23 protein-coding genes are annotated in these 21,629 nt (G+C 50.8%); 7 read left to right on the top strand and 16 right to left on the bottom strand.

Annotated elements, in window-relative coordinates; all coding sequences use genetic code 11:
* The 9 genes from fliN to fliF all read right to left on the bottom strand — a co-directional run bounded on the left by fliN (nucleotide 1) and on the right by fliF (nucleotide 9,171).
* Nucleotides 1-486, bottom strand: a complete 486-nt coding sequence (gene fliN, locus F463_RS0100295) for a flagellar motor switch protein FliN (RefSeq protein ID WP_018985030.1) — start codon at nucleotides 484-486, stop codon at nucleotides 1-3.
* A complete protein-coding gene (gene fliM, locus F463_RS0100290) occupies nucleotides 486-1,487 on the bottom strand; it encodes a flagellar motor switch protein FliM (RefSeq protein ID WP_018985029.1) in 1,002 nt (333 codons plus the stop codon). The genes fliN and fliM overlap by 1 nt, the downstream gene beginning before the upstream one ends.
* 32 nt (nucleotides 1,488-1,519) lie before the next feature.
* The gene (locus tag F463_RS0100285) at nucleotides 1,520-2,113 is read right to left on the bottom strand and encodes a flagellar basal body-associated FliL family protein (RefSeq protein ID WP_018985028.1); all 594 of its coding nucleotides are present in this window, start codon (nucleotides 2,111-2,113) and stop codon (nucleotides 1,520-1,522) included.
* A 166-nt stretch (nucleotides 2,114-2,279) separates the two neighbouring features.
* On the bottom strand, nucleotides 2,280-3,674 hold the full coding sequence (locus tag F463_RS0100280; protein WP_018985027.1) for a flagellar hook-length control protein FliK: 1,395 nt from the start codon (nucleotides 3,672-3,674) through the stop codon (nucleotides 2,280-2,282).
* A 24-nt stretch (nucleotides 3,675-3,698) separates the two neighbouring features.
* Nucleotides 3,699-4,145 (bottom strand): flagellar export protein FliJ, encoded by a 447-nt coding sequence (fliJ, locus tag F463_RS0100275; protein ID WP_018985026.1) that lies wholly within the window; start codon nucleotides 4,143-4,145, stop codon nucleotides 3,699-3,701.
* A 17-nt stretch (nucleotides 4,146-4,162) separates the two neighbouring features.
* The gene (gene fliI / locus F463_RS0100270; protein WP_033413065.1) at nucleotides 4,163-5,584 is read right to left on the bottom strand and encodes a flagellar protein export ATPase FliI; all 1,422 of its coding nucleotides are present in this window, start codon (nucleotides 5,582-5,584) and stop codon (nucleotides 4,163-4,165) included.
* A 182-nt stretch (nucleotides 5,585-5,766) separates the two neighbouring features.
* Nucleotides 5,767-6,435, bottom strand: a complete 669-nt coding sequence (locus tag F463_RS0100265) for a flagellar assembly protein FliH (RefSeq protein ID WP_018985024.1) — start codon at nucleotides 6,433-6,435, stop codon at nucleotides 5,767-5,769.
* 24 nt (nucleotides 6,436-6,459) lie between these two features.
* Nucleotides 6,460-7,458, bottom strand: a complete 999-nt coding sequence (gene fliG / locus F463_RS0100260) for a flagellar motor switch protein FliG (protein WP_026295166.1) — start codon at nucleotides 7,456-7,458, stop codon at nucleotides 6,460-6,462.
* A 3-nt stretch (nucleotides 7,459-7,461) separates the two neighbouring features.
* Entirely contained in the window at nucleotides 7,462-9,171 is a 1,710-nt protein-coding gene (gene fliF / locus F463_RS0100255; protein ID WP_018985022.1) for a flagellar basal-body MS-ring/collar protein FliF, read from the bottom strand.
* 263 nt (nucleotides 9,172-9,434) lie between these two features.
* Between fliF and fliE the strand changes: the two genes are divergently transcribed.
* Complete coding sequence (gene fliE / locus F463_RS0100250) at nucleotides 9,435-9,800, top strand: flagellar hook-basal body complex protein FliE (RefSeq protein WP_018985021.1); 366 nt, start codon at nucleotides 9,435-9,437, stop codon at nucleotides 9,798-9,800.
* 57 nt (nucleotides 9,801-9,857) lie between these two features.
* Here the strand turns inward: fliE and F463_RS0100245 are convergent, their stop codons facing one another.
* The 7 genes from F463_RS0100245 to F463_RS13905 form a co-directional block, all read right to left on the bottom strand.
* Nucleotides 9,858-10,148, bottom strand: coding sequence for an EscU/YscU/HrcU family type III secretion system export apparatus switch protein (locus F463_RS0100245; RefSeq protein WP_018985020.1), 291 nt, complete (start codon nucleotides 10,146-10,148; stop codon nucleotides 9,858-9,860).
* Nucleotides 10,135-11,268 (bottom strand): flagellar hook-length control protein FliK, encoded by a 1,134-nt coding sequence (fliK, locus tag F463_RS0100240; RefSeq protein WP_018985019.1) that lies wholly within the window; start codon nucleotides 11,266-11,268, stop codon nucleotides 10,135-10,137. Before fliK ends, F463_RS0100245 begins: the two co-directional genes overlap by 14 nt.
* Nucleotides 11,269-11,601: a flagellar protein FliT gene (locus F463_RS0100235; protein WP_018985018.1), complete on the bottom strand. Its 333-nt coding sequence runs from the start codon at nucleotides 11,599-11,601 to the stop codon at nucleotides 11,269-11,271.
* Between the two features lies 1 nt (nucleotide 11,602).
* Nucleotides 11,603-12,106, bottom strand: coding sequence for a flagellar export chaperone FliS (gene fliS / locus F463_RS0100230; protein WP_018985017.1), 504 nt, complete (start codon nucleotides 12,104-12,106; stop codon nucleotides 11,603-11,605).
* Between the two features lie 79 nt (nucleotides 12,107-12,185).
* Nucleotides 12,186-13,865: a flagellar filament capping protein FliD gene (gene fliD / locus F463_RS0100225; protein WP_018985016.1), complete on the bottom strand. Its 1,680-nt coding sequence runs from the start codon at nucleotides 13,863-13,865 to the stop codon at nucleotides 12,186-12,188.
* A gap of 34 nt (nucleotides 13,866-13,899) precedes the next feature.
* Nucleotides 13,900-14,244, bottom strand: a complete 345-nt coding sequence (locus F463_RS0100220) for a flagellar protein FlaG (protein WP_018985015.1) — start codon at nucleotides 14,242-14,244, stop codon at nucleotides 13,900-13,902.
* 72 nt (nucleotides 14,245-14,316) lie between these two features.
* Complete coding sequence (locus tag F463_RS13905) at nucleotides 14,317-15,114, bottom strand: flagellin N-terminal helical domain-containing protein (protein ID WP_018985014.1); 798 nt, start codon at nucleotides 15,112-15,114, stop codon at nucleotides 14,317-14,319.
* A 501-nt stretch (nucleotides 15,115-15,615) separates the two neighbouring features.
* Between F463_RS13905 and aepX the strand changes: the two genes are divergently transcribed.
* Genes aepX through F463_RS0100185 form a run of 6 tightly spaced genes read left to right on the top strand, consistent with a single transcriptional unit; the run spans nucleotide 15,616 to nucleotide 21,601 of the window.
* Complete coding sequence (aepX, locus tag F463_RS0100210) at nucleotides 15,616-16,914, top strand: phosphoenolpyruvate mutase (protein WP_018985013.1); 1,299 nt, start codon at nucleotides 15,616-15,618, stop codon at nucleotides 16,912-16,914.
* A gap of 26 nt (nucleotides 16,915-16,940) precedes the next feature.
* A complete protein-coding gene (gene aepY / locus F463_RS0100205) occupies nucleotides 16,941-18,116 on the top strand; it encodes a phosphonopyruvate decarboxylase (RefSeq protein ID WP_018985012.1) in 1,176 nt (391 codons plus the stop codon).
* The gene (locus F463_RS0100200; protein ID WP_018985011.1) at nucleotides 18,109-19,098 is read left to right on the top strand and encodes a pyridoxal-phosphate-dependent aminotransferase family protein; all 990 of its coding nucleotides are present in this window, start codon (nucleotides 18,109-18,111) and stop codon (nucleotides 19,096-19,098) included. The genes aepY and F463_RS0100200 overlap by 8 nt, the downstream gene beginning before the upstream one ends.
* Nucleotides 19,095-19,508 (top strand): adenylyltransferase/cytidyltransferase family protein, encoded by a 414-nt coding sequence (locus F463_RS0100195; protein WP_018985010.1) that lies wholly within the window; start codon nucleotides 19,095-19,097, stop codon nucleotides 19,506-19,508. Before F463_RS0100200 ends, F463_RS0100195 begins: the two co-directional genes overlap by 4 nt.
* Nucleotides 19,505-20,203 carry a class I SAM-dependent methyltransferase gene (locus F463_RS0100190; RefSeq protein ID WP_018985009.1) on the top strand — a complete coding sequence of 233 codons (699 nt, stop codon included), beginning with the start codon at nucleotides 19,505-19,507 and terminating at the stop codon, nucleotides 20,201-20,203. The genes F463_RS0100195 and F463_RS0100190 overlap by 4 nt, the downstream gene beginning before the upstream one ends.
* Before the next feature lie 6 nt (nucleotides 20,204-20,209).
* Nucleotides 20,210-21,601, top strand: coding sequence for a CDP-glycerol glycerophosphotransferase family protein (locus F463_RS0100185; protein ID WP_018985008.1), 1,392 nt, complete (start codon nucleotides 20,210-20,212; stop codon nucleotides 21,599-21,601).
* The last annotated feature ends 28 nt before the right edge of the window (nucleotides 21,602-21,629 follow it).

The raw sequence follows: 21,629 nt of genomic DNA, 5'->3' as shown, positions 1-21,629 counted from the left end.
TTAACGGTTCAGTTTGCGGATACGTTCGGCCGGCGTGATGATATCGGTCAAGCGGATACCAAACTTGTCGTTCACCACGACCACTTCACCCTGGGCGATCAGGCAGCCGTTCACGAGTACATCCATAGGCTCGCCCGCCATGCCGTCCAGCTCAACCACCGAACCCTGTGCCAGTTGCAACAGGTTCTTGATCGAGATCTTGGTACGACCCAGCTCCACCGTCAACTGTACCGGGATATCCAGGATGAAATCAATATCATTCTGCGTCCCTTCCAGTTTATTATTGGCGCTAAACTCGTTAAATACCGCGGTCTTGCTTGTTTGTTCCTGTAGTGCTGAAGACTCAGCCTGGGTCTGCTCAGCTAATGCCGCCCCCCAGTCATCTTCTGCAATCGTCTGTACATCACCGGGATCAGATACTCCCATGGCAGCCATCGCTGCATCCATATCCTCATCTGCACTATTTGTGGCGGGATCCATAGCCATTATGACTCTCCTTGCAATTGCTCCTGACTACCGTCAGCGCGAATTAACTTTTCAACCTTGAGGGCATATTGCCCGTTAAACACTCCATAACGACATTCCATGACCGGAATGTTGTCAATTTGTCCTTCTATCGTGTCACTGATATTAATCGGTAACACATCGCCTTCTTTCAGTTCCAGCAAATCTGCCACGGTCATCTTGCGTTTCGCCAGGTTTGCCACAATTTCCACTTCTGCCGCCTGGATCTGTTGCGTCATTAGCTTGACCCAGCGCTTGTCGCCACCCAGGTTTTCACCTTGCAGCGGTGATGTCAGCAGGTCCTTGATCGGCTCGACCATGGAGTAAGGCACGCAGAAATGCATTTCACCGCTATTAGGTCCCAACTCAATATTGAAGGTAATCGCGACGACCACTTCGTTAGGCGTCGCAATATTGGCAAATTGCGTATTCATTTCAGAACGCAGGTATTCGAACTTGACTGGATAGACCGGTGACCAGGCTTTTTCATACGATTCGAACATGATATTCAGGATACGCTGGATAATGCGCTGCTCAGTGGCCGTAAAATCACGCCCTTCGACACGGGTATGAAAGCGGCCATCGCCCCCAAACATGTTATCTACGACCAGAAACACCAGTGTTGGATCAAGCACCAGAACACCTGTTCCCCGCAAAGGGTTCATATGAATGAGGTTCAGGTTGGTAGGCACTACCAGGTTACGGATGAAATCCGTATATTTGATAATCCGTACCGGGCCGACCGACACCTCTACCGTCCGGCGCAAAAAATTGAACAGCTCTACGCGCAATAACCGTGCATATCGCTCATTGATCATTTCCAGCGTGGCCATACGGCCGCGCACAATCCGCTCTTGGGTCGCCAGGTTATAAGTACGTACACCAGACTCGTCCTTGCCAGACGAATCACTTTCGTCCTCACCCTCAACACCTTTGAGCAGGGCATCAATTTCGTCTTGAGATAGGAACTTGTCAGCTGACATAATGATTCACTTTAAACAACAGGCTTATACCATTACTGGATCACGAATGAGGTAAACAATACCTGGGTCACTTTGACCGGTTTGCCATGTGCGGAGAGCGGCTTTTTGAGTTCGGCCAGCAACTCTTCACTCAGTTGAGTCTTACCTTCCGGGGTAGAAATATCGGAGGCTTTTTTGCTGGTTAACAGTAACAACACACGGTTACGCAACGCGGGCATCTGGGCTTTCATTTTTTCAGCCAGCTCGGCACCTTTGACCTCTATAGTCAAATCCAGCTGCAAAAACTTGTCATCCGGGTCGGGTAACAGGTTCACGGTAAATGTTTCAAACTGCACATAAGTCGGCGCCGTTTTAGGGTCTGCATGACCGCCAGACTCTTCAGGTGCCTCTTCTGCCTCTTCTTCACTAATCGCTTCGTCTTCTGCGCCTTCGGCTTTTTCGGCCTTATCGCCATGTTTACCCTTGGCTTGATGTGCTTCCGGTTTTTTCATCAGGAAATAAGCAGCAGCACCGCCACCAGCAGCCAACGCCAGTACAACGGCCAATATCACAATCAATTTCTTCTTGGATTTGGGCGCCGCCTCTGCTGCGCCTTCTGCTTCTGCTTTTGCTGGTTCTTGAGCCATGACACAAACCTTTCTTACGTAAAACTTTAAGTGTTTATGATGACATTATGCGCAAAACTGCGGTGTGGAGATTGCCAGATAAAAGGGTTAAATCGACGCTTAATCGGGATTTATGGCAGGCCGGCCTGCGATACGCTTGCCGACCCTGGGTATTTGATGGGGTGCGTTAGACGAAAGTATCAACCAGGCCACGTGCAACCGTCGTTTTCACAGCTGCTTGAGGGGCTGCACTGTCAGACTCAGCCGTGGCGTCTAAAGACGACGGGCCGCCCTGGCGCGTGGTTTGCTGCTCAAAATGCTGCTGTGCCTGTTGACCATCACCAACAAAGGTTTGGCCTAACTGCAAGCCTTGTGACTGCATGCGGTCACGTAAATCCTGCATGCCATCTTCAAGCGCCTGACGCACTAATGGATTATCAGTAATAAAACTGGTGTTAACGGACTGGTTATCCACTTTAAGCACTACCTGGATAGGTCCCAGGTCAGGGGGAGACAAGGTCAGGCTGGCCACATCATCGCCACTGCCTACCATATTCATGACATGCTGATTCATGGCCGTTTGCCAACGCTCATTGCCAAATGGAATGGCCATTTGCGACATGACTACCTGCGTGGTTTGGGCAATACCCGCCGCATTCAACCATGGACTATTAGGTAACGCTTGCGTCACTGGTTGTGATGCCAGATTCAAAAGGTCTGCCGACACCTCCGTACCACGTCCTTCTTTGATTGCAAAGGCCGCAGCGCCGGTTTCCCGGCTAGTGTCAGCCATCAACTTGGCATTCACCAAGGTTTCTGGCAAAACAGCGTCTTTTCCTGCAGAAGCCTGTGGCGTATCAGTCAACACCTGCTTGAAATCCATCCCTTTATCCTCTGCTGTGGTGGGCACGGCAGGTCCGGCAGGCAGAGGGGTTGTGGATGCTTTTTCCATAAACTCAGCAGTCTGTGGCAAAGGGTTGGTGGTGACCGTCTCAGGGAGCAGTTGCTTGTCAATCGTAGCCACACCAGCAACTTCTGCTGCGGCATCATCTACCAATGCTACCTTTGGTTGTGTCTCCGCTGGCGCAGATGGACGCATGGCAATCATGGTTTGCATCCACGGCGAAATGCCGGCTGGGGTCTGGTCATTAGCAGCCAGCTCTGCCAGCAAGCGTTTCTTGCGTTCCTGCGGTGTTTCAGTCACGGCCGCGGTATCTTTCAATACCTCGGTTTCTGTCTGTGCCGGAACACTCTCGGTCGTGGCTGCTGTTTCAGCAGGCTTTTGCTCGTCCTGTTTACTAGAGGATGCTTTTGGGGTATCCGCGTCGTTCTTGACAGTATGACTATTGTTGGATGGCTGGGAGGATGGTGGTGTTTTGTCTGCTGCAGTCGCTTTGGGAGTTTCCGCTTTGCTAGAAACCGGGATGGCTGGTTTGCTGGTTTGCTGCATCTGCTTGCGTAACGCCTGTGCAAACTCATCGGAGCCACTATTTTGTGGTTCCTGTAATGTCTGGCTGGCAGATGCGCTTTTGACGGCATCTGCCCCTGTATTCAGTAAAGCGGCTGAATTTAAAAACGCCATATGACTCTCCCGGACTCTCTCTGTTTACAGACGTGACCGTTTGGCACGACTGGCAAACTCATCCATCATTTTCTGGTCACGCTTGTTTTCAGCTTTCGCCTGCAAGGTTTCTGCACGCGTGATCAGTACTTCAAAAGATTTTTGCTTGCGCTGTTTTTCCTGCAATAGCTGTCGTTTGTGCTGCACATTCGCCTGGCACTGTTCGATTTGAGCATTTTGACTCCTTACCGCCAATTCCAATTGCGAGAAAAAGCCCTGAAAATTGCGGTATAAATCTGCTTTGAGTCCTTTTTGTGCGGCCAACTGCCATTGTTGCTGGTATTCCTGCTGATATTGTTCCAGCATGGTACGCTGCTGCTCAGCCTGCTCCAGCTGCTGCATGGCATGTGCCAATATTTGCATGGCCGTTTCCACTTCATCTGCAGCCAGCTGGTTAAGCAAAGCCAGCGTTTGGGTAGACTGTTTTGCCATAAAATACTCAGGTCACGCTAGGCAATTGTGTTGGCCAGTTGCTGCAAACTTTCTTGCATATAGGCACACTCATCAATATCTTGCTGTAAAAACGCATTGATCTGGTCGCGCTTGTTAATGGCGATATCCAGCATCGGATCAGACCCTGGCTGGTAAGCCCCGACAGCAATTAAATCCTGGTTGCGTAAATAGCGCGAATAAAGCTGTTTGAGCAAGCGCGCCGCCTGCTGATGCTCTTTACTGGTGATATTGTGCATGGCGCGGCTGATCGATTGCTCAATATCAATCGCGGGATAATGTCCACTTTCTGCCAGGTTACGATTCAGTACAATATGACCATCCAGGATCGCACGCGCCGAATCGGCAATCGGATCCTGCTGGTCATCGCCTTCTGTCAGCACGGTATAAAAAGCGGTAATAGATCCCTCGCCCCTGGCGCCGTTCCCGGTACGTTCAACCAGTGCCGGCAATTTGGCAAAGACTGATGGAGGATAACCTTTGGTCGCTGGCGGCTCGCCAATCGCCAGGGCAATTTCACGTTGTGCCATGGCATAACGGGTTAAAGAATCCATAATCAGCAATACGTTTTTACCCTGCTGGCGGAAACGTTCAGCAATCGCCGTCGCGTAATTAGCTCCCTGCAAACGCATCAATGCAGACACATCTGCCGGGGCAGCCACCACCACGGATCTAGCCAGGCCTTCAGGCCCCAAAATCTGTTCAATAAACTCCTGGACTTCACGGCCTCGTTCACCAATCAGGCCCACCACAATCACATCCGCCGTCGTATAGCGGGCCATCATGCCCAGCAATACGCTCTTACCTACACCGGAACCGGCAAACAAGCCAAGACGCTGGCCACGGCCAACGGTGAGCATGGCATTGATCGCACGCACGCCCACATCTAAAGTATCTTCGATTGGGGCACGCATAAGAGGATTAATCACGCGGCCATTCAATGGCGCGGTCACTTCGGTTGAAATCGGGCCCAGGCTATCAAGCGGGTTGCCAGCAGCGTCTACCACCCGGCCAAGCAAACCATCTCCCACCGGAAAATGGCGGGCACGGTCTTGGGCTCGTCGACGTGGCGGACGACCAAACTGGGGTTTGGGCAAGGTTTCGGTGACTTCCATGCTGAATACTTTGGCACCTGGCACCACGCCATCGACGGCCGTTTGTGGCATGAGCAACAAGTTTTCACCGTCAAAACCAACCACCTCGGCTTCTACACGCCCACCATCTTGCAAAGGAATATAACAAGCTCCGCCAATCGGCATCTTAATGCCGGTTGCCACCATCACCAGGCCAGTAACTTTCACGATACGTCCGGCCACTTCCAGGGGTTCCACCAGGTTAATCAGCTCGGTACAGTCTTTAAGGTAACTTTGCCAACGCTGGTTATGTATATTGTCCTGCGCAACGCGTTTAGCCTGGGCCATCTGCACCTGAGCTAAATCTATCACGGCTTCTGTCGTTGGCTGTGGCTCATCGTCAACCAATGCCGTGACATCGTCACCGCGTGCTTGGTTGAGGGTATTACTGATATCTTGTTCGGTAGTTGATGTCATAACTTGGATCAATCGCTATTCTGACTCTCTGGCGTGATTCTGGGTGATCTCGACTACTCAGTGCTATTCAATGGTTTGTGCCAGTCATCAAAACGCGATAAGCCTTGCACCAGACGTTTCCATCGCATCTCATTCGTCGCATCAATCTGGTTCTCTGCGGTTTCTACCAGACAGCCACCACGTTCAATCTGCGCATCTTCCACCAATTGCCAACCCTGCTCCCTCAACTCTTCACCGATATGGCTGCGCAATACTTTGGCATCTTCGTGATTCACAATAATTCTGGCAGGCTGTTTTACCTGTGGCAGGTAATGCATGGCATCCAGTACGACAGGAATGACAGCTTGCGGGTCTGCCTGCAGTTTGGTTTTCATCATGGCCTTGGCCAGATCCAAGGCCAGGCTTAAGACAGATTCAGCAATATTCACATCCTGCATGGCCAGGGCCTGCTGGAAACTGGCTGACATTTGCAACAGCTGTGTCCGCTCTGCGTCTAATTGCTTTTCAGCGCGCCCCATGCCATCGACATAACCGGTTTTAAAGCCTTCTTCATAAGCTTCCTGACGGACTTGCTTGAGAATCTGACTGACTGTGCGCGCATTTTCCTCTGCCTGTGCACGATCGCGTTTAACACGTTCACTGGAATCAGAGTCATCAAAGCTGGCCATCTCCCAGCGCTGGTAAGCACTCATTTGCTCTTTTGGAATTGCAGAAGCTACCATATGACACTTTCCTGACTGAATGTTTTAAACATATTGCTCGCTGTCACCTTTGCCTGCCAGCATGATCTGGCCTTCATCAGCGAGGCGACGAACAATTTGCAGAATCTGTTTTTGTTGGCCTTCGACTTCTGACAGCTTGACCGGGCCACGGCTTTCGAGGTCTTCACGCATCATGTCAGCCGCACGGGAAGACATATTGCGGAAGAATTTTTCCTTCATCTCGTCTGATGTGCCTTTCAAAGCCACAATCAACATGTCGGACTGTACTTCACGCAACAGCACCTGTATGCCTCTGTCGTCAATTTCCATGATGTTGTCAAACACAAACATCTGGTCCATGATTTGCTGGGCCATGCCATCATCGTAGCTTTTGAGGCCATCCATTAACTTGGCTTCATGTTCGCCACTGATGTAGTTCATGATCTCGGCCGCTGTTTTCACGCCGCCAATGGCCTGGCGCTTGATATTGTCATTCCCTGCAAGCATTTTGAGCATGCCTTCATTGAGCTCGCGCAAGGCTGTCGGCTTGATACTATCCAGGGTGGCGATACGTAAAATCACGTCCTGGCGCAAACGCTCGGTAAAATGTCCCAGAATTTCTGCAGACTGTTCAGGTTCCAGGTGTGACAGGATGGTCGCGATAATCTGCGGATGCTCATTCTTGATAAAATCCGCCACACTGAACGCATCCATCCATTTCAGGCTTTCAATACCGGCTGCATCCTGCGATTGCGGAATACGGTTCAACAAATTAGAGGCTTTGTCATCGCCAAAGGCTTTAATCAGTACCGAGCGGATATAGCTGTCTGAATCCAGGCCAAAATCGCTGCTGCTGGCAAAGTCCAGCATGAACTTCTCCAGCACCTCTTCTACTTCTTCGCGAGGCACGGGCTTCATGGAGGCCATGACGATGCCCAAGCGTTGTACCTCTTTAGGCGTCAAATGCTTCATGACCTCGGCGGCTTCATCTTCACCGAGCGCCAGCATTAAAATTGCACTTCTGGTTAATCCCTGGTCGCTCATGCGCTATTTCTCCGCCGAAGTCCAGCTGGAAACCACTTGGGCTACCATGCGTGGATTTTCTTTAGCTACCTGCTTGGCGGCTTCTAGTGTTTGGTCTAGGCTGCTAGGCAAAGCAGTGGCATCGCCACTCAAGGTGACCAAGGCATCCTCGCCATCAGCTCCGGCGCCCGCAGCGGCTGCTCCATCAGGGCCACCCAATGCGGCAGTGCCTGCTAATGCCAGCTGTTTCTTATCTGCGCCTGTCAACTTATTCGCCATGGGCTTAAGCAACTTTTTGTAAATCATCATCAGCACAATCAGGCCAGCGATAAACCGCAAGGCATCTTTGCCATATTCGATGGCGAGTGGATCTTTCCACAATGGAGGCTCTGCCAATTTTTCCTGGGCTTCGGCAATAAAGGGCGTGTTGACCACAGAGATGCTGTCACCACGCTCTTTATTGAACCCCATTGCCTGCATTGCCAGGTCGGTGACCTGCTGCTTCTCGGCAGCATTCAAGGCGCGGTAAGTGGTTTTGCCTGTGCTGTCCACGACCGGAATATGGTTGACCACCACAGCCACATGCAAGCGCTTGATACCGCCCTTGGGCTGCTGGACATAGCTGACAGTCTTATCCAGCTCATAGTTGGTTGTCGTGTCTTTTTGTGTGTTTTGTGGCGGTGCCGGTGGTGCAGTCGGCGCAGCACCCTCTTCGCCTGGCGCCTGGGCACCCGGAGCATTAATCGGTGCTGTAGACTCACCTGGGGGCTGGTTAGAGAGCGCACCTGGCACAGCACCATTGTTACCGCTGACGCTTTGAGATTCACGGCTTTGCGCACTACGAATCGCCATGTCATCAGGCTTGGTGTTGGGTTTATAAGACTCGTTGGCCTGCTCGGTCATGGAAAAATCAATTTCCGCACTGGTTTCCGCATGGACATTTCTGGCACCTACGATAGGCGTGATGATGGCCTCAACGCGGCGCGCAATGCTGTTTTGCATGCTTTCCACATACGCCATCTGCTCTGGGTCCAAACCGTTCTGCTTGATCTTATTGGCATTGTCAGACAGTAGATTGCCGTTCTGGTCTACCACGGTGACATGGTCGGCAGACAGATTAGGCACACTGCTGGCAACCAGGTGTACCACGGCGGCGACTTGCTGTGCATCCAGGCGGCGGGCATTATGCAAGTTAAGCAAGACTGAAGCGGTTGGGTATTGTTGTTCACGCACAAATACACTAGGTTTGGGAATCGCCAGGTGGATGCGCGCAGCCTGTACAGCTGAAATAGACTGGATACTGCGCTCCAGTTCACCTTCGAGGCCACGCTGGAAGTTCACCTGCTCGACGAACTGCGAGACCCCAAACTTTTGGTTTTCAAGCAATTCAAAACCGATATTGCCGCCTTTGGGCAATCCTTGAGCAGCCAACTTCAGGCGCGCCTGATGTACTTGGTCGGCAGGGACCAGAATGGCGTTGCCGCCTTCAGCAAACTGGTAGGGAATATTCAGCTTCTCGAGTTCAGCGACAATGGCTCCGCCATCTTTATCGGCAAAATTCGAAAACAATACGCGGTAATCCGGTTTCTGGCTCCACAACCAGAAGACGATCATGACGGCCACGATCGCAGCAATCCCTGCGACCAGCAACAGCTTCTGCCCCAGTTGACCGAACATATTCGGTGTACTGTTGGACTCATCATTTGTCGTAAGTAAGGCAGCATCAGCAGCCATCTAAACCTCCATGTTTACTACTATTGGTATTCTGGCCTTCATCCACTGCGGGATTGCCAGGCCAGAAACACTTTCCGGAACTTGAGCACCTGTTAAGGACAACTCACATGGATCACATTATGCGCTGACTCACTATTTTCAAATTGCCAAATAAGACGGATTAATGTTGCCTATTTTTCAGAGCAGTCCCGATAGTGGAATGCTAAAGTGTATACCATGATGATTAAGGGCCATGTCTGGCCTGATAATGAAAGGAGACCACCATGAACGCAGGCGGTATTGATGCACAACGCATCACGTCCATGCTGGCACAATTACGTGCAGCAGCACAAAAACCTGAAGGCCTGGGTAACAGCGCAATTGCCACCCCTGTCCAGAAAACCAATGTAGCCAGCCCGACCAGTCAGGTCAGCTTCAGTGATGCCCTCAAGGCCTCACTGGACCAGGTCAACAATATGCAACTGCAATCCGAAAAACTGGGCAAAGATTTTGCCATGGGTGATGACAGCGTCAGCCTGTCTGATGTCATGATTTCAGGCCAGAAAGCCAATATTGCTTTTCAGGCAACCGTTCAGGTGCGTAATAAACTGGTTTCAGCCTATCAAGACATGATGAATATGCAGGTGTAAACCTACTTCACTTATGCTTCATCTATGCAATTGGATCCAGATCTCAATTTGGCTCACTCAAACCGCAGGTGGCTCCCGCATTTCTCCTTGTTCCAGTTGATACAACCAGGCCAGTATTTCAGCGATTGCCTGGTATAACTGTGGCGGGATATGGGTATCCAGTTCCACCTGCATCAACAGGCTTAACAAGGCTTGCGACTCATGCACATAAACCTCATGCTCTTTGGCAATGGCAATAATCCGTTCAGCCAGTAAACCGTTCCCTTTTGCCACCACACGTGGCGCCAGGTCACCAGCTTCATAAGCCAGGGCCACTGCAGACTGGGTATAGGCTTTATCCCGCTGCATATCGCCGCCTTTGTGCTTTTGTCTCATCCCCAAGAATCTGCAATGCCTCCAGTTTTAAACCGGCAGACTGTAAATTCATGGCTAACTGGCTGCGACTGGCCTGCATGGTGCCAAGTGCCTGCGAATCACTAGGCTGCACACGTATATTGAAACGTCCGTTGACCATGGCAATATTAACAGTCACTTCTCCCAGGTTGGGCAAATGCAAGGTCAGGTCGCTTTGCAGGCTATTCAATACAGGCTCATCTGAAGATTGCGGAGAACTTTCCTGCTCGTTGACTTGCCATTTCATGGTTTGGCCAGGCCACACCTCTCCATGCCAGATCACGCGTTGCTGCTCGAGGACTTGCAGTTGCTGCGCCACCATTTCCGGTGGGGCGAAATGCGGTTTGTTTTGTGGCTCTTGCAGCAATTGGTGCCAGGGACGGCTACCTAAAGTCGCTTCTTTTAAATGGGACTCATAAAACAGGCCGGAATGATCCATGGCGTGCTTGAGATCCTGTGCCAACACCTGTGGCTTCTGCGGGCTATGACTAACCACGGTTTGCGCTTGCAGCGCTGAGGTTTGATGATCAAACGCCGACGAATTTAGCCAGCGCTGTAAATACTTGGCCGGACTGCTCAGCTCCACCAGACTGGCTTGCCCGGCAGCGTTTTTTGCCATGTCCTGCAAATGCTCGCCATGATCGGCCTGCGACATATCAGTTAACAGCGCTGTTTGACCCAGGTTTACTGGGCCGCTGTGGGGATGATTAGGCTGCAACCCCCACTTTACCTGTGGTAATGCCTCTTTACCTGCGTTTTGCTGTGCCAGGCCCAGAAACTGCATTTGCAAGGTCTGCTGTTGTACCAGATGTGCGGGCAACTGCATTTGCACCAGCGCAGGCGGTTGATTGGGAAGCTGGATTTGAACTTTGAATTGTGCCAGTTCAGCGGCCTTGCCTGCACCGGCCTCTTTTTGTACGATCAGTCCGGTAAATTGCATGCCGGGGCGCATGCGCTCCCACAAAGGCGCTTCGGATTGGGTACCTTCTACCGGCAGAATCGAAGAAACAGCACGCAAGTTCTCTGCTTCATTGGTAATGAAACGTTGAGTGATCACTTGCGGGATGGGTAGCATCTAGGTCACATCCGGTGGGATACGCGCGTGCAACTGCGCGTCAAAGATCATATCGGTAATCCGGTGCATCACTGGATACAGTAGATTGCGGATTTCTGCATCATCCGCCAGGATCTTCTGTACCAGCACTTGCTTACGGGCATGATATTCCGGTGCAAGACTTTCAGACGCCAGACGCATGTTCTGCTCCAGTGTCTTCACTACCTCAATCTTAAGCATGTAAGATTGTTCCAGTTCAGTCACCTTTTCCCAGGCATTTTGTCTGGCCGCAATGAGCATCTGCTCCATCAGTTTCGCAGCGGATTCATACGTATTAATCAGTGCCTGTGACATCTTAAGCTCCGGCAGTGGCCAGACGGCTGGCTTGCCCCATATGTTTTAATTCGTGTGTTTTCTGGGCAACCATCTGGCTTAACGCCATGTCTGCCTGGGCTGGTCTGGTAATGGCTGTTTTCTCCAGCGCTTCCCAGGCCCCTTTTAATTCCATGAGCAATTGCTGGATTTCCTGTACTTTTTTCACGTCCTGGCGCACGCTGGCTTCCATCAGGCTACGTGTCATATATTGGTAAAGCTCATCCAGTTTTTGAGCAATATCACCGCCTGCACGCTTGTCCAGGCAGGCACGTAAACCGCTGTCTACAATGGTTACCGCCTGGGTCAGGTATTGGCCTTTTTTCGCAATATCATGCTGCGCCATGGCTTGTTTAGCATGAATACAGGCAGTAATCGCGCCATCATATAACATCACAATCAACTTCAATGGGCTGGCATCCACCACACCGGTTTCCAACCCTACGCTGGCATAAGCATTGACACCTGATTTTTTCATCCCAAACATTTTTTACTCCGTATTCTGCTTAAAAGCGCATGGTTAATATCAATTGCCAATCGCTCCCTGCAGACAACTACCGAGCTGACTAACTGTTGGCGCCGATGGCAGCCAGTTGTGAAGTCAGGTTAGTACTTGTGGTTTGCAAACTACTGAGCAGGGCATCCAGCTTTGCATACTGGGCGCGGTAACGTGCTTCAATAGAAGGCAGCTTGGCATTAATATCATCGGCCTTTTTATTCAAATCTTTAATCGAAGAGTTCAATCCGTCTGTTTTTGTGGTCAATGGACCATCAGATTTCAGCCACTCTCCCAATACGCTGCTGAGCTCACCTGCCAGGCCTTTGCTGAACGTAATTGTGCCGCGGCTACCTGTCGCTGTGCCTGTCACACTGATTTGCAAGCCATAGCTGGCATTTCCGCCCGCGCCTGTCAGCACCGACCCAGTGGTATTCGCCGTCACACCATTAATGGTACCGATCGCGTTGACGCCATTTCCACCTAGCTGTGTGATGTTGACCGCATAGGTGCCTGACTGCGTAGCGGCTTTACTGCCCATAAACGTGACCTGTGGGTCAGTCGTCGTAGCAGACGGTGAAAACAGCTTGGCCACGTCACTCACATTATTGGTGATAGCTTTTTGTAATTTGGTACTGTCTAGCGATAATGAGCCATCCGAGCCCATACTCACCCCGATATCCGACAAGGTTTTATAAGTCGTCGCTGTGGGCGAGGAGGCAGATAGCATGGACTTAAGCTTCACCATCATATTGCGTGCGGTAGAGTCGCCGAGTAACACGCCATTGGCGCTCGAACCTGCCGACACAAACTTGGTGAGGTTACGCATGCTGGTATTCAGCGAATTATAGGCATCTACGAAACTCTGTACCGAACTCTGTATCGTCGTCGTATCTGTATCGACGCTCAGTGCATTAGCCGTGGATGTGACACCTTTCAAGGTCAGAGTCACGCCCTGGATGACATCAGAAATGGTATTGCTTGACTTGCTGATGTTCAAGCCGTCTACAGTAAGCAATGCATTCTTTGCCGCGACCAGCTGGGTCATGTTATTGCTGGTGGCAAGCGGATCATAGGCCAAAGCAGACAGGCCGTTGCTATCGGTATTATTACCATCATTATCCGTCACCGAAATCTTCAGGCTATTGACCTCCCCGGTATCCTTGGAGGTAATCACCAGGCGGTTGCCACTGCCATCATTGACGATGGAAGCGGTGACAGAAGCATTTTTGGCATTAATCGCATCGCGTATCCCTGCCAGCGTATTGTTGCTGGAAGTGATGTCAATCTCGATATCGGATTTGCTGCCATTGGCTGTGAATGAGGCTGGCGTACCGCCGTCTGCGGCGGTGTAGGTGCCAAAAGAGATCGTCAGCTTTCCTGTACCGATAATGTCTGTGGTGCTACTGTAAGCGGCAGATGCAAGCTTCTGCGAGGTCGCCAATTGCGTGACGCTCACATTATAGCTGCCCTTGACTGCAGTCCCATCAGCAGTCGCACTGATGGTATTGCTATCAGAGGCAGTCACTGTCTGGGCATTGAATTTAGCTGCTGTGGCTAACTTGTCTACCGCAGTCTGAAAAGTACTTAATCCGCTTTTAAGCGTACTGTAAGCGGAGAGTTTGGTGTTGTAAGAGGATATCTTGGTTTTAATAGCGGTGAGAGGCTGCTGCTCAATCTGCATTTGAGCTGTGACCAACGAATCAATCGGCAGGCCAGATGCGCCTGTAGAGGATACAATTGATGCCATTTTTAATCTCCCAACCTTTTATTTAAACGCGATATCAGGCTGTTTGTCTCACCACCAGCCCACGTAATTTATCCAGCGTTTTACTGATAGCCAACACTTCTTCATTGGGAATCTGGCGCAATACCTGTTGTGTTTCGGTATCCACCACTTTCACAATGATACGGTCGGTATCCTCATCGATAGAAAACTCTATCGTTTGTAACGCCGGGGCTACATACTCATTTAACTTCTTCACTGCACCACTCAGTGCAGCTTTATCATTCACATCTACGGCAGCGCCTTCAGAGGAAGCCTCAGCATATTTAACCAGCTTCAAACTGCTGGTTGCCCGGATTCCCTGTAAACCACCACCGACACCACTGACTGTTGAATCACTCATGATGCTGCTCCTTTTACCTAGGCCAAATCCACAGGAGCTAGGCCTGTGGATTTAGCATTACCATCGGATGAATTAACCTCTCAGTAATGACATCACGTTGTTAGGTAACTGGTTCGCTTGTGCCAACATCGCAGTACCAGCTTGTTGCAGAATCTGTGCACGTGTCATCTTGGCGGTTTCTGCAGCAAAGTCAGCGTCAGTGATACGGGACTTGGCAGCTGCCATGTTCTCACCAGCCACACCCAGGTTGTTCACTACGGAAGCGAAACGGTTCTGGTAAGCACCCAAAGTCGCACGGTTAGTGTTCAAAGTTGTCAACTGTGCGTCAATCGCAGTAATTGCGGCTGAAGCTGCTGATGCTGTAGACAAGGAACCACTGAGGGAAGCCGCTGCAACAGAAGCCACGCTGATGGTATCCCCGCTGTCAGCACCAATCTGGAAGCTATAACCTGTACCAAAGGCTGCCTGGCCGTTAAATTTGGTTGCTGTACCCAAACGAGTCAGTTCTGACTTCAGTTGTGAGAATTCTGTATTCAGGTTTGCACGGTCACCTGAACTGTAGGAACCGTTAGCAGCCTGTACAGCCAGTTCACGCATACGTTGCAATGCATCGGTTGCACTTGCCAAACCACCTTCTGCAGTTTGCAGGAAAGAAATCGCGTCGTTTGCGTTACGTGTTGCAACTTCCATACCGCGAACTTGTGAGTCCATACGGGTTGCAATCGCCATACCAGCCGCGTCGTCTTTAGCGCTGTTAATACGCAGACCAGAAGACAAGCGTTGAATAGAAGTATTCAGGCTTGACTGGTTAGCAGTCAGGTTACGTTGTGCGTTCAATGAAGCCAGGTTGGTGTTAATTACTGAAGCCATGTTAAATCTCCTTTAGAGTCGTATATCCAGTTAAGTGTCAAATCGTCATGTTACTTTCAACGTTGATCGCTATTTACCACTTAATGTTTGCTATCTAGCGTTGTTAGTTGTGTTATCGACCGCTTGCGAAATTTCTTTAATACTTGTTGCAAATTTCTTTTTCGATCAATCATGCACTTGAAACTATTTACGACCCCTCCACCAAAATCTTTAGCCTTTAATCAAAAACTGCACAAAATTGTTAATACCAATGCATTCTATAAAAAGAAACGCCATCACTATTAACCGAGCTAAACAGAGAATCAGTCTTAATTCGGCTTTTAAAGACACCCTTAGCCAACAAGCATTCATGCCACCCATCTCTCATAAGATTTAAGGCCCCTTTTCCGCGCTTATCTACAAATCATTCCACAACAAAGCCATCCATAATCAGGCTATCCATTTCGCATACCTTATATATGCCTTTATATTTAGGTAGCAAAGATTATGAAGGAGTTTTGCATGGCATCCGTTTATGTAGGTATGACCGTAGATATTCTGCACCATGGCCATATCAATATTATTGAGCAGGCGAGGAAGTATGGCGACGTGACCATTGGCCTATTGTCAGACGCAGCGGTGGCAGATCATAAACGCCTGCCCTACCTGACCTACGAACAGCGCAAACAGATCGTCAGCAATATCCGCGGTGTGGTGAATGTCGTGCCACAGGAAGAATGGGATTACGCCCCCAACCTGCTTAAATACAAACCTGACATCATGGTGCATGGCGACGACTGGCTGGAAGGGCCATTAGTCCCCTACCGTGACCGCGCCCGTGCAGCGCTGGCGGAATACGGCGGCCACCTGATTGAGATTCCTTATACACGCGGTGTGTCTTCCAATGAAATGCTGAGCCAGATCCAGGCCCTCGGTACCACACCGGATATCCGCCGCCGCACCTTGAAACGTTTGCTGACGGTTAAACCGCTTTCACGCTTTATTGAAGCGCATAACCCGATCTCGGCATTGATTGCCGAACACGTCACCGCACAACGCAATGGCAAAACCTGCCAGTTTGACGGGTTCTGGTCCAGTTCACTCACAGACTCTACCGCGCGTGGCAAACCTGATATTGAAGCGGTCGAGATCAATAGCCGCTTATCCAATATCAATGACATCTTTGATGTCACCACCAAACCTTTAATTATGGACGCCGATACCGGCGGCAAACTGGAGCATTTTGAACTCAATGTGCGCAGCATGGAACGCCTGGGTATTTCTGCCACCATCATCGAAGACAAGATCGGCCTCAAAAAGAATTCATTGTTTGGTAATGAAGTACCGCAATTGCAGGACGAGATCGAGCCTTTCTGCGAAAAAATCGCTGCTGGGCGCGCTGCACGCGTCAGCGATGATTTTATGGTGATTGCGCGTATCGAGAGCCTGATTCTGGAAAAAGGCATTGCCGATGCCGTGCAACGCGCACAAGCCTACGTCGGTGCGGGTGTAGACGGCATCATGATTCACAGCCGCCAGAAAACGCCAGACGAAGTCTTTGAATTCGCCAAGATTTTCAAATCAGAGTTCCCAACGACACCTTTAGTGTGTGTGCCCACCAGTTACAACACCGTGACGGAAGAAGAACTGGCCTTGCGCGGTTTCAATCTGGTCATTTATGCCAACCACATGATGCGTGCGGCCTATCCGGCCATGCAAAATGCGGCCATGGAAATCCTTAAAAACGGCAGGACCGCAGAAATTGAGTCCAGCCTGATGTCGATTAACGATGTACTGGAACTGATCCCAGGCACTAAATAGGCGTCACCAAATAAGCGGAGACCAACATGATACATGCCGAGGACTTTTTAAGCGCGTTGCAAGCCGAACAGGTGCAGTTCTTTGCAGGCGTCCCTGACTCGTTACTCAAAGAGCTATGCGCCTGCTTTTCAGACAAACTGGCCGCAGGCCAGCATGTGATCGCAGCCAATGAAGGTGGCGCCATCGGGTTAGCCATCGGTCAATACCTCGCAACCAGACAACCAGCCTTGGTCTATATGCAAAATTCCGGCCTCGGCAATATCGTTAATCCGATTGCGTCATTGGCAGATCCACAAGTCTACGGTATTCCTATGTTACTGGTCATCGGCTGGCGTGGCGAACTCGATGAGCATGGCCAGCAGATCCACGACGAACCCCAGCATGTCAAACAAGGCCAGATCACGCTGTCTCAGCTGGACGTCATGGATATTCCATACCAGGTCATGACCAGCGATATCCAGACTGCCCATGCACAAATTCAGGCATTATTGAATCAGGCGATTGAGCGTCAAGGCCCGGTTGCCCTGGTGGTACGCAAACAGAGCTTTGCGCCCTACAAAAAAGCAGAAACAAAACCTGAAACGGTCGCCACACTGGCTGACAAATTGCCTACACTGGAAAGCCGCGAACACATGATCCAGCAGATTGTGTCGGCATTACCAGCAGAGGCGGCAGTGGTAGCCACCACCGGCATGGCCTCACGTGAGCTATTTGAATACCGTAAATCCCAGCAGGCCGGACATAGCCGTGACTTCCTCACGGTAGGCGGCATGGGGCATGCTTCACAGATTGCCTGCGGCATTGCCCTGGCGCAGCCAGACCGACAAGTCATTTGTATTGATGGCGATGGCGCTATGCTCATGCATATGGGCAGCCTGACCATCAGTGCACAGCAATCTAATCTGCTGCATATCGTATTAAACAATGGTGCCCATGATTCCGTCGGTGGACAGCCTACCATCGCCGCACAATTACCATTGGCTGAGATTGCCAGTGCTGCGGGTTATGCACAGGTTTTCAGTGTTTCTAGGACAGAAGATCTAAAAACTGTCTTGCAACAGGCAGTGCACAGTGGAAAAAGCAGCTTTATAGAAGTGCTGTGCCGTAAAGGCGCACGTGCAGATTTGGGCCGTCCAACGCGCACCCCAACACAAAACAAACAAGACTTCATGCAGTTTTTAAACGAGGTGGAATATGCCTGAAGTCACCATTCATAGCCATGTCTATTCGCAAAATGCACGCAAAGCGCTGTTCACAGCGGGGCCAGCCAGTTTGCTGGAGGAAAACCTGCTCGGTCTGCGGCCCTGTTTTGGCCGTGGTGACCAGGATTACAGCCAGGTAGATGAGGCTGTGCTCTCAGCATTGAAAACCATGACCGGCCACGCCCAAATTGCGCGTTTGCAAGGTTCTGCCAGCCTGGCGCTTGAAATTGCCAGCCTTAACTTTCTGTATGGCAAGGTATTGGTTGTAGACAGCGGCTATTACGCACAGCGCCTGGTCAGCTTTGCACAAATGGCACAGCGTCATGTCGGCCAGGTGTCATCTGTAACGGTCTGTGACTGGCAAGAAATCACCACCATCAGTGGCAACTACGACTGGGTAGTGGCTTGCTATACAGAAACCAGTGCCGGATTATTGTTACCCATAGGCGATTTGCGCGCCCTGGCAGACCGTGTGAGGGCCCAGTTAATGCTGGACGCGACTGCCTCTATCGGTCTGGAATCTGATCACGGGTTGGCAGAGGTCATTGCCTACAGTTCTTGCAAAGGGCTATTTGGCCTGACAGGCGCCTCATTTATTGCTTTTAACCAATTACCTAAAAACGAAATCGATTCGTTTTACCTCAGCCTGGCCACACACCTCGATCGGCGCATGACGGGTCCCTACCACGCCATCGCCTCTTTATATGAGGTGCTACCTAAACATGCTGATTTACGCGAGGCTGTGTTTATCAACAAGGCCAGGATGCTGAAAAAGATTGTATCTTATGCCACGCATCCAATGCACTACCAACCCACCTTATGTACCTGGGTCGATGCCAAGGTAACCAGCCAGGATGCACGTGCAGTGCTATACCAACCTCGCGGCATCAGCCGTGGTAGCGTGGTCTGTCATTTGGGAGAGGCACACCTGGGCAGCCAGGCACGCGGCGAAATTCTTGATTTACTGGAGTTACAGCCATGACGTCACCACAAAAACGCATTATGGTCGATATGTCAGCCACACTGATCCACCATGGCCATGTGCGCCTCTTAAAAGCCGCCAAGAAATTGGGTCATGTGGTGGTCGCCCTGACCACCGATGAAGAGATTCGTAGTAAAAAGGGATACGAGCCCGAACTCAATTATGCTGCGCGCGCAGAAGTACTGTTGGCCATGCGTGATGTGGACGAAGTGGTGCCCAGCCCATGGCTGCTAGACGATGCTTTTTTAGCGTTGCACCAGATTGATTTACTGGTACACGGTCACGATAACAGCAACCCGATTGCAGCCGACAAATTACATATCCTGCCGAGAACCGAGGGCATCAGCAGCACGCAGCTGCGTGCCCGCGTGCTCAAGGCAGTCAGTCAAAAAATGGAAGCGAACTCATGAGTAACCTTTGGCAAAACATTTGGGAAAAACGCAGCTTGCAACCGCAACATGCCATCACGCTGGATACGCTGATTGCACTGGACGGCTTTGATAGCGGTGCAGGCAAAATCGCCCTGCCTGACTGGCAGGAATACACCCGCCGCATCAGCGAAAAACTGGGCATGCAGTCCGGTGATTCTGTCTTTGAGGTCGGTTGCGGTGCCGGTGCATTTTTATATGCTTTGCGTCAGCAATATCCCCTTAAAGTAGGCGGGCTGGATTATGCAGCCGGATTGATTGAAGCGGCTCAACAAGCCATGCCGGATGGCGACTTCAGTGCACAATCGGCACAAACCATGGCCATCGATCCTAAATACGATTTTGTCATCGCCAATAGCGTATTTCATTATTTTGACGAAGCGATGGCCGCCGAAGTGTTCCATGCCATGTGGCAAAAAGCCAAGGTTGGCGTTGCCATACTGGATATCCCACATGCCGCGACTAAAGAAGAATGTGAACGTGCCCGCCGCGATGCACTGAGCGAGGCGGAATATGAAGAAAAATACCGCGGCTTGCACCATACCTATTACAGCCCTGACTGGTTTGCCAATCAATTGCCTGGCAAACCTCACCAAGTATTTGAAAGCTGCGTGCCTAATTATGCACAAAGCCAATATCGTTTCAGTGTCATTTTCTCAAAACGCTTGCATGGATAAACCATCATGACGAATACAAATTCACGTCGTCCCGTGTTCACCTTCTTTTATACCGACAATTGTGAGCGCCAGGCATTAGCGCCTGTGGCCGATGAAATAGCCAACCGCGGTTACCCGGTACAATGGAGCATGGACTCCAAGCAATATGCCGAAGTCGGTGTGTATTGCGAGCACGCCTGTAAACCCAACGCCGGTTTCTCAGTCGTGTTACTGCATGACCTGGCGCAGCGTCACGATATCTGGCCACACTTCTGGCATTACGAACCCTGGACCGCCTTTGACATGGGTATCTTGCCAGGACCAGCCTGGGTAGAGCGTTGGCAAACACAAGCCAACTTCAACCAAGCACGTCCCAAGCTGGGGATGTTTGATCTGGGCTGGCCCAAAGCAGACCTGGTGTACCGTAACCAGGAGACATTCAAGCAGGAAGCACAGAAATTGCGCGAACAACTGGGGCTCAAATACGAGCATTCCATCCTCTATGCCCCTTCATGGGAAAACCACGGCAAGCAGGACGAGTTTGTGCAAAGCCTGAAGGACCTACCGGTCAACCTATTGCTAAAACAGGCCCCCTGGTCAGAAAAATACCGCTGGGTATTAAACAATATTGACGAGATGGATGCCTTGCACAGAAACTGCGCAGACAACGTGTATGTGATAGACCGTGAAATCAGCATCATGTACTGCTTGGGCCTGGCCGATGTGATGGTCTCGGATGAGTCCAGCGTACTGACCGAAGCCTTGCTACTGGATGTGCCGGGCATTGCCGTGACCGACTGGCTGATCCCGGATACCAACCCACCGCGCCACGCCAGTGTGCCCTATGATTACGTGATTAAAACAGTGAGAGCAGACTTGCGCAAAACCGTAGAACACGTGCTGCAGCACTCTGCGGAGTACCAGCAGCAAATCGCCTTCAATAAACAGCACCAGTTTGCCCATTTAGGACAAAGTGCCACCTTGATTGCAGATAATATCGAAGCAGCCTTGTCTGGTGAAACTGAATTACCGACGCCAGCTATCAAGGCGCAAGTCGATATCGACCGCATCACCTACCAGCATGCCGAAAAATTGGCTGCAGAAGGTGATTTGAAGTTATCGACCCAGTTGATGCTGGAATTGATCAAGAAAGATAGCTGCTGCTGGGAACCATATAACGACCTGGGCACCCTGCTGGTAAATCAAGGGCAACTGGAAGATGCTGAACTGCTACTCGAAAAAGCGGTATTACTGGCACAAGAGAATCCTGCTATTCCCTTAAGCAACCTGACCGAAGTCTACTGCCTGCAACAAAAGGCAGACAAAGCATTAGCTACCCTGGCCAAGCTCAGTAAATATACGCCTAATCCGGGCGGCTCTATCCCGCATATCCGCCGTTGCATGGAAACCATGTTTTAGGCTGACATCACTCATTAAAAAATCCGGC

This window comes from Methylophilus methylotrophus DSM 46235 = ATCC 53528 (genome assembly GCF_000378225.1).
In the GTDB taxonomy this organism is placed as follows: Bacteria; Pseudomonadota; Gammaproteobacteria; order Burkholderiales; family Methylophilaceae; genus Methylophilus; species Methylophilus methylotrophus.
The sequence above is the reverse complement of the archived record's forward strand: the minus strand, read 5'-3'. Positions and strand labels throughout refer to the sequence as shown.

Bases quoted from the DNA above. Each gene is read 5' to 3' on its own strand.
- F463_RS0100185 (WP_018985008.1), top strand. From the start codon at position 20,210: ATGACGAATACAAATTCACGTCGTCCCGTGTTCACCTTCTTTTATACC.
- F463_RS0100200 (WP_018985011.1), top strand. From the start codon at position 18,109: ATGCCTGAAGTCACCATTCATAGCCATGTCTATTCGCAAAATGCACGC.
- F463_RS0100285 (WP_018985028.1), bottom strand. From the start codon at position 2,113: ATGGCTCAAGAACCAGCAAAAGCAGAAGCAGAAGGCGCAGCAGAGGCG.
- F463_RS13905 (WP_018985014.1), bottom strand. From the start codon at position 15,114: ATGGCTTCAGTAATTAACACCAACCTGGCTTCATTGAACGCACAACGT.
- aepX (WP_018985013.1), top strand. From the start codon at position 15,616: ATGGCATCCGTTTATGTAGGTATGACCGTAGATATTCTGCACCATGGC.
- fliJ (WP_018985026.1), bottom strand. From the start codon at position 4,145: ATGGCAAAACAGTCTACCCAAACGCTGGCTTTGCTTAACCAGCTGGCT.
- fliE (WP_018985021.1), top strand. From the start codon at position 9,435: ATGAACGCAGGCGGTATTGATGCACAACGCATCACGTCCATGCTGGCA.
- fliS (WP_018985017.1), bottom strand. From the start codon at position 12,106: ATGTTTGGGATGAAAAAATCAGGTGTCAATGCTTATGCCAGCGTAGGG.
- fliK (WP_018985019.1), bottom strand. From the start codon at position 11,268: ATGCTACCCATCCCGCAAGTGATCACTCAACGTTTCATTACCAATGAA.
- fliM (WP_018985029.1), bottom strand. From the start codon at position 1,487: ATGTCAGCTGACAAGTTCCTATCTCAAGACGAAATTGATGCCCTGCTC.
- aepY (WP_018985012.1), top strand. From the start codon at position 16,941: ATGATACATGCCGAGGACTTTTTAAGCGCGTTGCAAGCCGAACAGGTG.
- fliG (WP_026295166.1), bottom strand. From the start codon at position 7,458: ATGAGCGACCAGGGATTAACCAGAAGTGCAATTTTAATGCTGGCGCTC.
- fliI (WP_033413065.1), bottom strand. From the start codon at position 5,584: ATGGCCCAGGCTAAACGCGTTGCGCAGGACAATATACATAACCAGCGT.
- F463_RS0100280 (WP_018985027.1), bottom strand. From the start codon at position 3,674: ATGGCGTTTTTAAATTCAGCCGCTTTACTGAATACAGGGGCAGATGCC.
- F463_RS0100195 (WP_018985010.1), top strand. From the start codon at position 19,095: ATGACGTCACCACAAAAACGCATTATGGTCGATATGTCAGCCACACTG.
- F463_RS0100245 (WP_018985020.1), bottom strand. From the start codon at position 10,148: ATGCAGCGGGATAAAGCCTATACCCAGTCTGCAGTGGCCCTGGCTTAT.
- F463_RS0100190 (WP_018985009.1), top strand. From the start codon at position 19,505: ATGAGTAACCTTTGGCAAAACATTTGGGAAAAACGCAGCTTGCAACCG.
- fliD (WP_018985016.1), bottom strand. From the start codon at position 13,865: ATGGCATCAATTGTATCCTCTACAGGCGCATCTGGCCTGCCGATTGAT.
- F463_RS0100265 (WP_018985024.1), bottom strand. From the start codon at position 6,435: ATGGTAGCTTCTGCAATTCCAAAAGAGCAAATGAGTGCTTACCAGCGC.
- fliF (WP_018985022.1), bottom strand. From the start codon at position 9,171: ATGGCTGCTGATGCTGCCTTACTTACGACAAATGATGAGTCCAACAGT.
- fliN (WP_018985030.1), bottom strand. From the start codon at position 486: ATGGCTATGGATCCCGCCACAAATAGTGCAGATGAGGATATGGATGCA.
- F463_RS0100220 (WP_018985015.1), bottom strand. From the start codon at position 14,244: ATGAGTGATTCAACAGTCAGTGGTGTCGGTGGTGGTTTACAGGGAATC.
- F463_RS0100235 (WP_018985018.1), bottom strand. From the start codon at position 11,601: ATGTCACAGGCACTGATTAATACGTATGAATCCGCTGCGAAACTGATG.